The organism is Crocinitomix algicola (assembly GCF_001661595.2).
Lineage (GTDB): Bacteria > Bacteroidota > Bacteroidia > Flavobacteriales_D > Crocinitomicaceae > Crocinitomix > Crocinitomix algicola.
Window position 1 is genome coordinate 36814 of the sequence record NZ_LYPF02000008.1, and the last position, 14292, is coordinate 51105.

The 14292-nt window shown below is 35.2% G+C and carries 9 protein-coding genes; 5 read left to right on the forward strand and 4 right to left on the reverse strand.

Going from position 1 to position 14292, the window contains the following annotated elements:
* Nucleotides 1–44: 44 nt before the first annotated feature.
* Entirely contained in the window at nt 45–3557 is a 3513-nt protein-coding gene (locus tag A8143_RS05760) for a caspase family protein (protein WP_066756931.1), read from the forward strand.
* Nucleotides 3558–3560: 3 nt separating this feature from the next.
* On the opposite strand, the gene A8143_RS05765 is transcribed toward A8143_RS05760, so the two are convergent.
* Nucleotides 3561–4166 (reverse strand): hypothetical protein, encoded by a 606-nt coding sequence (locus A8143_RS05765; RefSeq protein ID WP_066756934.1) that lies wholly within the window; start codon nt 4164–4166, stop codon nt 3561–3563.
* A gap of 189 nt (nt 4167–4355) precedes the next feature.
* Here A8143_RS05765 and A8143_RS05770 point away from each other — a divergent pair, with 189 nt between their 5' ends.
* The 4 genes from A8143_RS05770 (at nt 4356) to A8143_RS05785 (ending at nt 10551) form a co-directional block, all read left to right on the forward strand.
* The gene (locus tag A8143_RS05770; RefSeq protein WP_066756937.1) at nt 4356–4727 is read left to right on the forward strand and encodes a hypothetical protein; all 372 of its coding nucleotides are present in this window, start codon (nt 4356–4358) and stop codon (nt 4725–4727) included.
* A gap of 105 nt (nt 4728–4832) precedes the next feature.
* Nucleotides 4833–5939, forward strand: a complete 1107-nt coding sequence (locus A8143_RS05775; protein ID WP_317040031.1) for an efflux RND transporter periplasmic adaptor subunit — start codon at nt 4833–4835, stop codon at nt 5937–5939.
* Between the two features lie 24 nt (nt 5940–5963).
* Nucleotides 5964–9131 (forward strand): efflux RND transporter permease subunit, encoded by a 3168-nt coding sequence (locus tag A8143_RS05780; RefSeq protein ID WP_066756940.1) that lies wholly within the window; start codon nt 5964–5966, stop codon nt 9129–9131.
* Nucleotides 9118–10551, forward strand: a complete 1434-nt coding sequence (locus A8143_RS05785) for a TolC family protein (RefSeq protein ID WP_066756943.1) — start codon at nt 9118–9120, stop codon at nt 10549–10551. The genes A8143_RS05780 and A8143_RS05785 overlap by 14 nt, the downstream gene beginning before the upstream one ends.
* A gap of 57 nt (nt 10552–10608) precedes the next feature.
* Here the strand turns inward: A8143_RS05785 and A8143_RS05790 are convergent, their stop codons facing one another.
* The 3 genes from A8143_RS05790 to A8143_RS17010 form a co-directional block, all read right to left on the reverse strand.
* A complete protein-coding gene (locus A8143_RS05790) occupies nt 10609–12723 on the reverse strand; it encodes a T9SS type A sorting domain-containing protein (RefSeq protein ID WP_066756947.1) in 2115 nt (704 codons plus the stop codon).
* Nucleotides 12724–12816: 93 nt separating this feature from the next.
* Complete coding sequence (locus tag A8143_RS05795; RefSeq protein WP_066756950.1) at nt 12817–13665, reverse strand: hypothetical protein; 849 nt, start codon at nt 13663–13665, stop codon at nt 12817–12819.
* 104 nt (nt 13666–13769) lie between these two features.
* Nucleotides 13770–14292 (reverse strand): T9SS type A sorting domain-containing protein (locus A8143_RS17010; protein WP_175437491.1); only part of this gene is annotated, 523 nt, incomplete at its 5' end.

Genomic DNA, 14292 nt, shown 5'->3' on the forward strand with positions numbered 1-14292 from the left:
TCATAACGTAATATAATAATTACTAGTACCATTCTTTATTTGTCATGAAAGTAATTTGGTCCATATTAATTTTATCTTTTTTGTATTCCAGTAACACGCTTACTGTATTCGGTCAAAATGATACAAATAGCTCAATTGAAATTATCACTCAGCAAAAAATCCAAGGATTGATAACTTCTTTAACCTATAGCCCGGATGGTAGCTTATTGGCATGCGGATCGGAATCCGAATATTCCATAAAAATATGGGATTTAAATTCTGGTAAAATCATTGGTAAACTAGACGGACATGACGGTGAAACTACTGCTTTGTCCTTTAATAAAGACGGTACAACTTTAATTAGTTCGTCCAAGGATAACAAGATCATTTTATGGGATTTAATCTCTTGGCAGATAAAAGATTCAATAAGTATGGAGGCTCCCATTAGAGAGTTTTCAATAGATGCCAGTAAGGATAATGCCATGTTTGGCGTAAGTGATGACGGTCAATTAATTTATTGGGAATCCGAGAAACTACAAAAATTTAAACCGCTTTATTCAGCTAACGAACATTTCACAAGAATTAAACAGCATAAAGATCAGATTATAATTGGTGACAAAAAAGGGAACCTACACATTTATTCGATAAGCAAAAGTGAAAACCTACAAACTAAACAAGTCAGCCGTTTTTCTATAATTGGAATTGATGTTCATCCGCAGAATCAAGCATTAATTGTTGCCTCAACGAATGGGAAAATCCAATTATTATCGCCGGATAACCTAAATGAAATCAGGTCGATTAATGCTTCAATCTTACCCATTTCAGCAATTGACATCAATCCATCCTCAGAAAAATTAGTAACTGTAGGACAAAACAGTATGATAAAAGTCTGGAATTTAAATGGTGAATTATTGAAGGAGTATTCTCATGATGGCGATTCAAACCCCAATCAAGCTCCAATTAAAGCCATAAAAATCAGTCCTGATGGGAGTACTATGGCTACCTCGGGTTATCGATCAATACCATTTACAAATTCTATAGATTCAAAAAATGTCATTCATATTTGGGATTTAACCCGAGGTACATTGTACAGAACACTGGAAGGCAAAGTAAATCCCATATACGCCTTTGATTTCCATCCAGAACAAAATAAACTGGCAACTTTAGGTAAAGATCGTAAGCTTACATTTTGGGACTTTAACCTTGCCGAAAAATATGGTGAAATTGAATTGCAAGAACCGAAACGAGAGTTAGCGGGAATGCGCAAACCAAATACCGAAAATATTACTTTGAGTAAGGTAAATAAGTTTAGACGTGTTGTTGAACGGGTAAGCGAAGGTGACTTGAGCGCTTTAAAAGGTGCAGGCAATGGAAAAGGTAAAGAAATTGGCCTGGGAATAGCCAAACGCATGTTTAAAGAAAGAGATTTGATTCGTTTTAGTAAAAAAGGAAGTTATCTAATCACTAAATTAGAACAAGATGAGATTCGATTATATGACCTCAAAGAAAGCCGACCAAATTATTTACAGCCATTATTTTCGTATCAAATCTCTATAAATCAAATTCAAACATCGCCTGATGAAAAATTTCTCGTTGTCATTGGAAGTGGGGATTCGGCAGTTTCAATTATTGACCTGTCAACAAAAAAATTTCTACGAAAATTAAGCACACCTGCACCCACTGGAAATTTCAAATATTTATACGAAGCAAACTCAATGGCATTCAGCCCTGATGGAACTTTATTTGCGGTTTGTTTTAACACTGGTAAAACCTTCGTTTTTAATACAACTAATTGGGATTTGATTTTTGAAAATAGCTTACCTGATAATTTAGGTTATGTGGAAAGTCCTTTTGTGAATTTCACGAAAGATGGCCAATTTATGATTGTAAAAACGATGCTTGGCTTGCGCAAATACAGAACAAAAAACTTTGACCTATTTTCTACTACTTCACTAAAAATTGACGGTTATTCTGCCCCTATTGATCAACCGGAAAACTATGCCATTACCATAAAAGATAACCTGGTTTATTTTGAGAATGTAATCAATGGAAGTGTCGTTGAAAGTATTCACGTACAGCCAAATCAAATTACTAATATTTCTATAAACCCAAATGGTATGGTTGGTATTACATTTACGAATGGACAATTTCGACTCATCAATCCAAAAACAGGTAAAGAAGAGGTGCTATTAGTTGCTGATGGCGATAATTATATTTTTAAAACGGTCAACAATTATTACAAAGTATCAAAAGAAGGATATGATTTAGTCACCTTTAGGATTGGGAATAGGGCCTATCCTTTTGAACAGTTTGATGCCATTTTTAATCGACCAGATCTAGTACTCAAAAACATGGGTTGTCAGGATGATGATTTAATTCAACTGTACGAAAAGGCTTACCAAAAACGAATTAAAAAGTTAGGCATTCATCCAACTAAAACAATTAAGTTAGAGGACATCCCTACAACCAAAATAACCAATCTCGCCGCTATTCCTGCTATTACCAGTAAAGAAAAACTTCAATTAGAGTTTCAAATCGAGGATCGCAACAATTTATCGAATTATAATATTTGGGTAAACAATGTTCCTTTTTATGGTAAAAAAGGGCAAATGGTTTCGGGTAATTTTAAAAAAATTCAATCTTCAATTCCTTTAGTGCATGGCTTAAATAAAATTCAAATAGCTTGTCAAAACAGTAATGGTTATGAAAGTTTAATACAAACATTTTACGTAGAAAAAGAAGGGCCATTACCGACACGTGATTTATATTTAGTGACTATAGGCACCTCAGATTATCAAGACGACCGATATGATTTGAATTATCCGGTAAAAGATGCCAATGATCTAGCTACCCTGTTCTCACAAAACACAAGTGGAATTTATAATAAAATAATAACCCAAACACTTACAAACGAAGCTGTAACCAATAAAAACGTTTTGGAATTGAAATCGTTCTTATCTCAAGCCAAAGCAAATGACGTAGTTGTAGTATTTGTAGCTGGTCATGGTGTCTTGGATGCTAATTTCGATTATTATTTTGGCACATTTAATATTGATTTTAATGCCCCTGAAAAAGCTGGTCTTGCTTATGAAAAACTCGAACAAATTATTGACGGCATAAATGCAAATAAAAAAATCTTAATTATGGATACATGCCACAGTGGTGAGGTTGATAAAGAAGAAATATTTTTTTCTGAAAATGAATCATCAGAAAACAACAACGACATTTCATTCCGTTCAGTTGGCCCTCAAATTGGAGACAATTCTACCGATGCTAGCCCGGGTCGTTTGTCGTCTGAATTATTCAATGACCTTCGAAAAGGCACCGGAGCTACTGTAATCTCATCTGCTGGCGGCGCAGAATTTGCTATGGAAAGTGAGGAATGGAAAAACGGCCTATTTACTTACTGTTTACTAAATGGTTTAAAAAACCGCACTGCAGATTTAAATCAAGATGGTAAAATAATGCTATTAGAATTACAGTCTTACGTAGTTGAAAAAGTTAAGTCTCTGTCCCATGGACGCCAAATACCTAATACTAGAATTAAAAATTTAGAGCTCGACTTTCAAATCTGGTAGTCTTTATTTAAAAATCGTATCGAAAGCCGACTTGTGCTTTTTTTGGAGTTGTTCAACTTTAGTACCGCGCTTTTTTAATTCTTGGATCAGTTCTCGAATTTTAAAAGGCATATTTTCGTAGAGAAACGAATTGCTTTTTATGCAACATATTTGCTCGTTTTTAGGTTGATGTATAAATTCGAAAAAATGATAACGACCTTCAACGTCGTTATACTTGGATAGAATTTTTACTTTTAAATCGAACGGAGCTACTATCACTTCATTTGGGCGATTAAAATAAAAGGTATTGGTCATTAAACGGATATTATCATTGAATACTTCAGCCGATATCAAGTAATTAACACGATTATTCTTTCGATAAATTTTAAAATTGTAAACTAAAGCAACTGTACAACAAATTAAGACCTGTATCCATAAATTTGACATAAAAAAATCTAGGATATGAATAGCAGTATCACCACCTCCATGTCGTGTATTTCTTCCTCCCATAATCATTGGACCAAAAATGAGAAGCGCAAAAGTACCAACCAAAGCAAAAACAGTTTTGACGACATGTTCCCAAATGATATAACTTCTGTTCACTGGATGATTTGCATTAAAAAGCTGCATTTTTAATCACTATTTTCTTGGATCTTGAATTGACATCTGATAAAATAACATATAAATCCTTAATAATACATTCAATATATGAATCTAACTTATTTATTAGCGTTAGTTAAGCAATACCTAATGAATAAAAGTTAAATTCTTGTTATAATTTTTTAATTCTACTTTTTTTAAATATACATTTGCTTCAGAATGCGTAAGAGGCTATTCAAATATTTATCGCGATTAATTGCATTGTTATTATTAGTAATAAGTGCAACATCTTTTGTGCGCCCTTTTCCCAAAAAATCAGGTAATTCCGAATTAAGTCTTGAGCAATCAACTAACTTAAAGGTAAAGAAAGCGCTATTCTCAATTAGCTCCAAGAACCAATTTTCAATTGAACTTTTGGATGAAGTCGAAGAAGAGGAGGATAAAGAAAATAAAAAACATACGTTTTCCAAAAGTCACGGTTTCTCTCAAATCTATTATCTACCTAACCAAAAAATTAGGCCAATTGCTTATAAATTCTCTGGGCAAAAGGCATTCAAGTGGTATCTTTTATACGATGTATTTCTATTATGATTTCTAGCTATTTGGCTTAATAAGGTCAATGAAAGTAACACACTTTCAACATAGTCAGCAAGACTATTGTGAACTAGAAAATTAAATTAAAGATTAAATACAGTCGTGAATAAAATAAAAATTTTGGGACTTGCAATAAGCTGTTGTGCTATTGTAAGTTTAACAATTTCAAGTTGCAATGCCAGTGCAAATGAGCAAGGGCATGAACATGAAACATCAGTCTATGAGGTTACTTCGCCTTTAGTAAAAGACACCATCAATTATAAAGAATATGTTTGTCAAATTCATTCAATCAATCATATAGAACTTAGAGCTCAAGAACGAGGGTTTCTCGAAAAAATTTATATTGACGAAGGGAAATCCGTTAAAAAAGGGGACCTTTTATTCAAAATCATGCCTAAGATTTATGAGGCAGAATATGAACGAGCTCAGGCAGAGGCAGAATATGCGAGGATTGAATATTTAAATACTAAAATCCTTGCAGATAGTAATGTTGTATCAAAAAACCAACTTTCTTTAGCTGAAGCCAACTATAAAAAGGCAAATGCAGCATTAAGCCTAGCTGAAGTTCATTTAAATTTCACTGAAATACGAGCTCCGTTTAATGGAATAATCGATCGATTTCATGCTCGACTAGGTAGTTTAATTGACGAAGGAGATTTGTTAACTCATCTATCAGACAATAGTCAAATGTGGATTTACTTCAATGTTCCAGAAGTCGAATATTTAAATTTTAAAGAGAATGCCCGAGAAGAAAAAGCTTTGAAAGTAAAACTGCTAATGGCCAATGGTAAATACTTTAACTATCCTGGTGTGGTTGAAACTATCGAAGCTGACTTTAATCATGAAACAGGTAACATCGCCTTTAGAGCTACTTTTCCCAATCCTGAAGGACTGTTAAGACATGGTGAAACAGGGAATATTATCATGGAGGAAGACCTAGAAAACGCAATGCTTATTCCTCAAAAAGCGACCTATGAAATTTTAGACCGTAACTATGTGTTTTTATTGGATGACCAAAATGTTTTACATGCGCAACCTATAACTATCGAGGCAGAATTTCCTCACCTCTACGCAATAAAAGACGGTTTAAAACCTAGTGATAAAATTCTTTTAGACGGTTTAAGAAAAGTGAAGGCAGGTGATAAAATTCAATACAAATTCAAAGATCCCAAGGAAGTGATATCTCACCTCAATCTTTATGCGGAATAATAATCAACGCTAAAATCCTAAAACATGTTTAAAAATATAATTCACAGACCAGTTCTGGCAATTGTCATATCCATCATTATGGTTTTTGTTGGCGTCTTATCAATTCAAAAATTACCAACCTCACAATTTCCGCAAATTGCACCTACTACCGTAAACATTTTCGTTGCATTCCCAGGTTCAAGTGCTGAAGTACTTGTAAAATCAACCTTAGTAACCTTAGAAAATTCCATTAATGGTGTTCAAGGAATGCGATATATGGCCACAGACGCTACTAGCGCCGGTGAAGCAACTTTACGTGTTATATTTGAACCCGGCACAGATCCTAATGAAGCAGTAATTCGCGTCAAAACGAGGGTAGATCAAGTTATGCCCCTACTGCCCGAACTTGTGCAGCGAGAAGGAGTAGTCATTACGCCGATTCAACCCAGCATGTTGATGTACGTCAACTTATACAGTGATGGACATCAGCTCGATGAAAAATTTCTTTACAACTACGCAAACATTCATATGATACCTGAAATCAATCGAATAAATGGAGTTGCGCGTGCTCAAATTTTAGGTAGCAGAAAATATGCAATGCGGATTTGGTTGAATCCAGATAGAATGAGGGCTTACAATGTTTCGACAGAAGAAGTAATGGAAGCTTTAGGTGAACAAAGTATAATTGGGAGACCAGGGCGAATTGGTCGAAGTTCCGGAATTGAAGCTCAGTCTTTAGAATATGTTCTCACTTACAAAGGACGATATAATAAACCCGTTGAGTACGAAAATATAATAATAAGGGCCAATGCTGAAGGAGAAAGTATTCGCTTAAAAGATATCGGTAATGTTGAGTTAGGCAGTGAGTTTTTTGACATTTATTCTAATCTCGATGGTCATCCTTCAGCGTCTATTATGCTAAAACAATCTTTTGGAAGTAATGCTACTGAAGTAATTGCAGCAGTGAAAGCTAAACTGTTGGATATGGAAAAAGATTTCCCTCCCGATGTAAAATACAAAATTAGTTATGATGTCTCAACGTTTTTGGATGCATCAATAGAACAAGTTACGCACACTTTAAGAGATGCCTTTATATTAGTTGCCTTGGTTGTTTTTATTTTTCTTGGCGATTTAAGATCAACACTTATCCCTATACTTGCCGTACCTGTCTCGCTTATCGGTGCATTTTTTGTGATGCAACTCTTTGGTTTATCTATAAATCTTATCACCTTATTCGCTCTTGTCTTGGCTATAGGAATTGTTGTGGATGATGCAATAGTTGTTGTAGAAGCTGTTCACGCTAAGATGGATTCGGATCATGTTAATCCTTATCAGGCTGTAAAACTTGTAATGCGTGAAATTAGCGGAGCAATTATAGCGATTACCGCAGTAATGGTTTCCGTTTTCGTTCCCATTGCCTTTATGTCTGGACCAGTAGGTACGTTTTATAGGCAATTTTCGATTACAATGGCAAGTTCAATCGTTTTATCGGCCATTATTGCTTTGACTTTGACACCAGTTTTATGCGCCATTCTTTTAAAAAACAACCATGGTAAAGCTAAGCGAAAAACTCCTATTAACTGGTTCTTAAATAAATTCAATGCAGGTTTTGATCGTTTAACCAATCGATATGTACGTTTCTTAAGCAGAATTGTTAAACGAAGAATGGTGACATTTTTAGTTTTAATTGTATTTGGTTTTGGAATATTTAGCATAAATCAAACTCTTCCAGCAGGGTTTATTCCAAATGAGGATCAAGGTACAATTTATGCGATTATTCAAACACCACCTGGAGCTACACTCGAACGAACGAATGCTGTTTCTCATCAACTTCAACAAATTTGCGAAGAAATGGATGGTGTAGAATCTGTCTCCTCCTTAGCAGGATATGAAATAATGACTGAGGGCAGAGGGTCGAATGCAGGAACCTGTCTAATTAACCTTAAACCATGGTCTGAAAGACATCATTCTGTCCATGAGATTATGGAAGAATTAGAAATTAAAGCCAAAAACTTAGGAGCAATTGTTGAATTTTTTGAACCTCCTGCGGTTCCTGGTTTTGGATCTTCTGGAGGATTTTCGCTCCGTTTACTCGATAAAAACACGACAACCGATTACCACGATTTTGACCGAGTAAACCAAAACTTTATGAAAAAACTTGAGGAACGTAAAGAATTGACCGGATTATTTACATTTTTTGCGGCAAATTATCCGCAATACGAATTAGAAATTGATAATAAAGCAGCCATGCAAAAAGGTGTTTCTATTGGGGATGCTATGGAAAATTTGAATATTCTAATTGGGAGTACCTATGAGCAAGGCTTTATACGATTTGGACGTTTCTTTAAGGTTTATGTTCAATCTGATCCTAAATTTAGACAACTACCTTCTGATGTTTTAAACTTGTTCGTACGAAATGATCACGGTGAAATGGTACCATATTCGGCTTTCATGAAATTAAAAAAAACACAAGGACCTAATGAAATAACCCGTTACAATATGTACAACTCTGCGTCAATACGTGGCTTACCTTCCAAAGGTTATACAACAGCTGATGCGATTCAAGCCATTAAAGAAGTTGCTGAAAATTCGTTGCCAAATGGATACGACATAGCATGGGAGGGATTGTCTTACGATGAGGCAAATCGCGGAAATGAATCGCTATATGTTTTTATTGTAGTTTTAATTTTTGTCTATTTAGTCTTAGCCGCTCAATACGAGAGTTTCGTATTGCCATTAGCAGTCGTATTTTCATTACCCATTGGGGTTTTTGGATCATTCCTACTTTTAAAAATAATGGGATTAGCAAATGATGTTTACGCCCAAGTTGGATTAATTATGCTAGTCGGCTTATTAGGTAAAAATGCAGTATTAATTGTTGAATTTGCCGTGCAGAAAAGACAAGAAGGGTCGACAATTTTGGACGCCGCAATTGAAGGTGCAAAAGTTAGATTTCGACCTATTTTAATGACCTCATTCGCATTCGTTGCAGGTTTAATCCCATTAATGCTAGCACATGGCGCCGGAGAAATAGGAAATAAAACAATCGGTAGTTCTGCATTAGGAGGAATGCTTTTTGGAACCGTATTTGGAGTTTTAATTATCCCAGGACTTTATTTCATTTTCGCCAAAATTGCCGATTCAAAATCACTTATTAAAAATGAAGATGACCAACCATTAACCGAAGATTTTATACATTATGAAAAAGAATAAAAAATACATTCGAACTATTTTAGTTTTGGGAGTGATTCTTATAAATTCATGTGGAATTCCTAAAGTAAATACCTTAACAAAGAAGAATTCTTTACCAGAATCATTCTTCAAGAACAAAGATTCCATAACGATTGCTGATCTCAGTTGGCAGGAGTTTTTTAAGGATAAGCAGCTTATTGCATTAATTGACTCTGCCCTTATACATAATCAGGAATTAAAAATATTTGAACAAGAAGTTAATAGGGTAAGGAACGAAATACAAGCTAAGAAAGGAGAATACTTACCTCAATTAGATTTAGAACTTGGTGGTGGAGTTGAAAAAGTGGGACGCTATACAAGTCAAGGTGCTAATGATGCAAACACGGAAATTTCACCTGGGGAAGAAATGCCTGAACCGTTATCAGACCTTAAAATTGGTGGAACAGCGAGTTGGGAGATTGATATTTGGAGAAAACTAAGAAATGCAAGGGATGCAACTATAAATCGGTACATGTGCTCTATTGAAGGTCAAAAATTTATGACCACAAATTTGGTTGCAGAAATTGCATCAGCTTATTATAAATTGTTAGAGCTAGACAATAAGCTTGCACTAATCAATGAATATGTTGATGTACAAAACAACTTTTTAAAAGCGGTTCGTATTCAAAAACAAGCAGGTGATGCTACCGAACTAGCCGTCAAAAAATTTGAGGCGGAGGTTTTAAACACGAAGGGGGAAGCTTATTTAATTAAACAAGCAATTTTTGAACAAGAGAATAAGATTAATTATTTGGTAGGAAGAGTTCCCCAAAAAATTGATCGAAATAAAAATTCTTTTGATCAAAAAACACCCGATTCGGTACAATTTGGAATTCCATCACAACTTCTCACAAATCGCCCTGATATACGCCAAGCAGAATATAAGTTAATGGCCAACAAGCTAGATGTCAAAGTTGCGCGAGCAGCATTCTACCCCTCTATTGGAATTCAAGCAGGATTTGGATTACAAGCTTTTAATGCAAAATACTTTGTCCAAAGCCCTGAATCGATTATATACGGTTTAGCTGGTGAGCTTGTTGCTCCAGTAATCAATCGAAAAGCTATCAAAGCGCATTATTTAAATGCTAATTCACGTCAAGAGCAAGCCATATATGAATATGAACAAGTTGTTTTGAATGCATTTATTGAAACCGCTAATCAAATTTCCAAAATGAATAATTTAAACCAAGGATTTAAATTAAAGTTAAAAGAAGTAGAAGTACTAAATGAATCAATTATAATCGCCAATAAATTATTCAGTTCTGCAAAAGCAGATTACATGGAAGTTTTAATTGCTCAACGAGATGTATTAGCTGTTCAGTTGGAGCTAATAGAAATTAAAAAAGAACAATTTGAAAACTTAATTGAATTATATCGCACACTGGGTGGTGGTTGGCAATAATTTTAATTAATCACATCTTAAAAAAAAGCCCCAGCTCATTTGGTTGGGGTTTTAAATTTATTGAATCGTTAGTTTGATTAAACTTTTAGGATTATTTTTTAGTTGAAGAAAATAAACACCTTTATTGAGCTGTATATCAAATGGTATAATTATCTGGTTTACATCACCTTCCACTACAATTTTTCCAGTTACATCCATGATTTGATAAACTTCACCTAACGCTAATTCAGAAAATTCGACATAAAAAACCCCATTAGAAGGATTGGGATATACTTTTAAATTGTCCGCTGACCAATCATCAATACCAACATCCGAAGCTGTTGTGAAATTCCATGCCGATGTCCAGTCACCAAAGTTATCACCATCATTAGTTGCTCTTACGCGCCAGTAATAAAGTGTTTCTAATGCTAATCCCGTTAAAGTGTAATTTGAAGAACCCGTCGTAAAAGTAACTGGAGATTCGGTAAACGTTGGATTTAGTGCGTATTGAACTTCGTATTCCAGCGCACCAACCGCAGTTGTCCAGTCCAAATCTAAACTAGATTCACTTTGATCCGTTGCACCATTTGCTGGAGACACAAGGTTAAAATTATCGAGCGAGTTTGTAGTAAAACTCCATACTTCTGAATAATCACCCCAAACATCACCATCAGTTGCTCTTACTCTCCAAAAATATTCGGTATCAGGCAATAAATCAGTAACGGTGTAGGCTGAAGACACTGGGGTATAAACTTCTGGCGCGTCTGTAAAATCAGGAGAAGTATCAAACTCAAATTCATACCCGGTTGCTCCAAATGCATTTGTCCAATTAAACGCGAGCGAAGCATAATTCTGATTAGTTGCACCTGCCGCCGGAGTTTGTAGTATAAATTCATTTAATTCGGGGGTATCTTCCCCCAAATAACGAGCAATCGCGACATCATTGCCACTATAACCAACAGCAATAATTTTATTATCTGGTTGAATCAACATGTCAAAGGACTCATTAAAATCATTTGACCCAAAAGTCGTTGTGACCTTCCCTCCACTTCCAAAATCAGCGTCAAGCTCAAATCCCGACGTAAACCGAGTAATTGTAAACTCTGCTTCATCATCATTTTTGGTTGAACCGGCAAGAATGAACCGACCTTCTGAATCATTAGCTAAACTGTAAGCGATATCATTATACCAACTACCATAATCTGCAATGGCATAATCATCACCAACCGAACCAGACTCGTTAATCTCAATCAACGTTTCATCATATCTCAGGGTTTCTATATATCCACCACCTGCGATAAAAAAACTATTATCAGGATTTAATATTAAACCATAAGCCCGATCATGTCCATTAAATGCACCATTATAAACGTTCACACCATCTGAAGAAAAAGTTGGATCCATCGTGCCATCAGCATTAATACGACCTGCCCAATAATCTGAATCCCAAGATAAATCAGGAAAATCTCTCCAACCAACAGCTGTAATTTTACCTGCAGAGGTTACGGCTAAATCCTCCACAGAGAAGAGGTATTGATAATCTAAATCATCAATCCAAAGCAAACGAATACCGTCTGTTTCAAACGATTCGTCCAGGGAACCGTCGCTTAAATATCGAGCAACAACAGGTTTAGATTTTGTCGAACTGATAATCGCAGAGCCTCCAACAATAATATTTCCTGTTAAAGCATGAATTTTAACTACCCTTATCTCATCCGATTTTCCTTCATCAAAATCAGTTAAAACCACTCCATCCGTCCCAAAATCAGCGTCAATTGTTCCATCCGTATGGTAACGAACTAGTGCGGCATTCTGGTCGACACCATCATCACTTGATCCTGCGAGAATAATTTTTCCATCACCCTGAATGACGACATCATACGCAACATCTGAACTACCGAATTGAACATCAGTTTGGACAATTCCTTCTTCTCCAAAATCAGTATCCAAAGATCCATCTTCGTTAAATCGTATTAATAAAAAATCAAGTCCTGTAGCCGCGTCGAATGTTGAACCAATAACGACAACTTTGTTATCATCCTGTAGCGCAACACCATAAGCCTTATCTTCACCCACATTTATTGATTGTAAAATTTTGCCTTCATCGCCAAACGTTGGGTCAAGTTCTCCTGCAGGTTGAGCTACTGCAACTACTGCAAACAAAAATACAGCAAGAGTCAATTTAAATTTCATAAGTCACATTATTATTGAAAGCACAAAGTTAAACCATTATCAATAACTTTCAATCAATAAGCAATTTATAAGAAACTTAATAACTTGATATACCTAGAATTCGTAAACAAAGCCTGTTGAAACCGTTCCAAAATGAAGCCAATTTTTCACATATCCATCACCCGGACCTGGGTCATTTTCTGATGTTCCAACCGCTCCACCACCCAAATAACGGAGATTTAAAAACGCATTCACATTAGGATGAATTTTAATACCTGAACGATAACTTGCATCCAGAATTGCACCGATAATTTCATTCGTACTTCCGTTTAAATAAGACACCGGAGCATAGATTCCATCCGCCTCAATTTCAGAATAGACATTCTCATTAAATTGATAGCGAGTTCTGAACTTAAGTGCTGGAACAATACCTACATCTCTATTTGTTCTAAAACGATTTCCATTGGTCGATTCAAATGAAATGGTTGCATTTCTAATTTGAATTGTTCCACCAAGAGCAAAACTCCATTTCTCATTATCTGGCATCAACTCGCGCATATAACTTGCTCGATAGAAGGGGAAGTTATATAATAAATTTACACTCGTCCCAGCTGGATAAACCAAGTCATCGACAATAAGGTTATCATTCAAATAAACTGTAGACTCTAAACGAAGCGGTTGATATAAAAAAGTGATAATATTTCTCTCTTTCAACGTCAACTCTAATGAAGGCCGAATAATTGGAAAAAGGACATCTTGCCCACCATCCTGCCTATAGTTAAAATAAGTGCCATTTTGACCAAATTGTATTTTATGATCCAATACGGCTAAAAAACCAATTTCTGCCACTGCCTTTAAACTATAATTTTTCGCTGATATTGTTTGAATCTCACTGTTCTGAGCTTGTATCAAACTAATATTGAACCAACTAAAAAATAGCAACAAATATGATAAATAACGCATAAAATTCTGTTTTAAATTAGAACAATGAATTCCCTAAATTGTTTTTTTTAAATAAAAAAACCCCACCGAAGAACGGTGAGGTTTCTATTAAAATTTTGATGTTTTTATTGAACGATCATAATTTTTGTATCAATTAAAACTTCATCGACATACAATGTGTAATAATAAGGTCCAGGAGCCAAACCTTCGGCGTTGACGTGCGTTGAACCATACCCCTTATCATTTAATTCAATCATAGAGATAATTTGCCCCATATTATCACTAATTACAAGGTTCCCATTATTGGAAGTTTGCGGAATATAATACTTTATCATTGAGGTATTGTTGAATGGGTTTGGAATGTTCTGATACAATATTGGTCGGTCAACAAACCCTTCATTCTCTTCAGGAGAAATACCGACATGACCACATTCACATTCTTCTCGTGCAGTAATTCTTTCTTCATGATCATCGAGTTGCGCTTGTATGTCCGCTAATAAACTTGACAAGTCTACAGAAACAGATGTTCCTCCTTCAATTTCAATTTCTAGTACTGTTCCTGTCAATGTTGCAGCCGTTAAATTTTGATTATCCGTATTATCCATAAACGGAGCTAAATCCACTGATCCTCCATCTTCAAGATTTAAG

What these genes read in the sequence shown, in the direction of transcription:
- A8143_RS05780 (WP_066756940.1), top strand. Translation starts at nt 5,964, where the DNA reads ATGTTTAAAAATATAATTCACAGACCAGTTCTGGCAATTGTCATATCC.
- A8143_RS05790 (WP_066756947.1), bottom strand. Translation starts at nt 12,723, where the DNA reads ATGAAATTTAAATTGACTCTTGCTGTATTTTTGTTTGCAGTAGTTGCA.
- A8143_RS05795 (WP_066756950.1), bottom strand. Translation starts at nt 13,665, where the DNA reads ATGCGTTATTTATCATATTTGTTGCTATTTTTTAGTTGGTTCAATATT.
- A8143_RS05770 (WP_066756937.1), top strand. Translation starts at nt 4,356, where the DNA reads ATGCGTAAGAGGCTATTCAAATATTTATCGCGATTAATTGCATTGTTA.
- A8143_RS05785 (WP_066756943.1), top strand. Translation starts at nt 9,118, where the DNA reads ATGAAAAAGAATAAAAAATACATTCGAACTATTTTAGTTTTGGGAGTG.
- A8143_RS05760 (WP_066756931.1), top strand. Translation starts at nt 45, where the DNA reads ATGAAAGTAATTTGGTCCATATTAATTTTATCTTTTTTGTATTCCAGT.
- A8143_RS05765 (WP_066756934.1), bottom strand. Translation starts at nt 4,166, where the DNA reads ATGCAGCTTTTTAATGCAAATCATCCAGTGAACAGAAGTTATATCATT.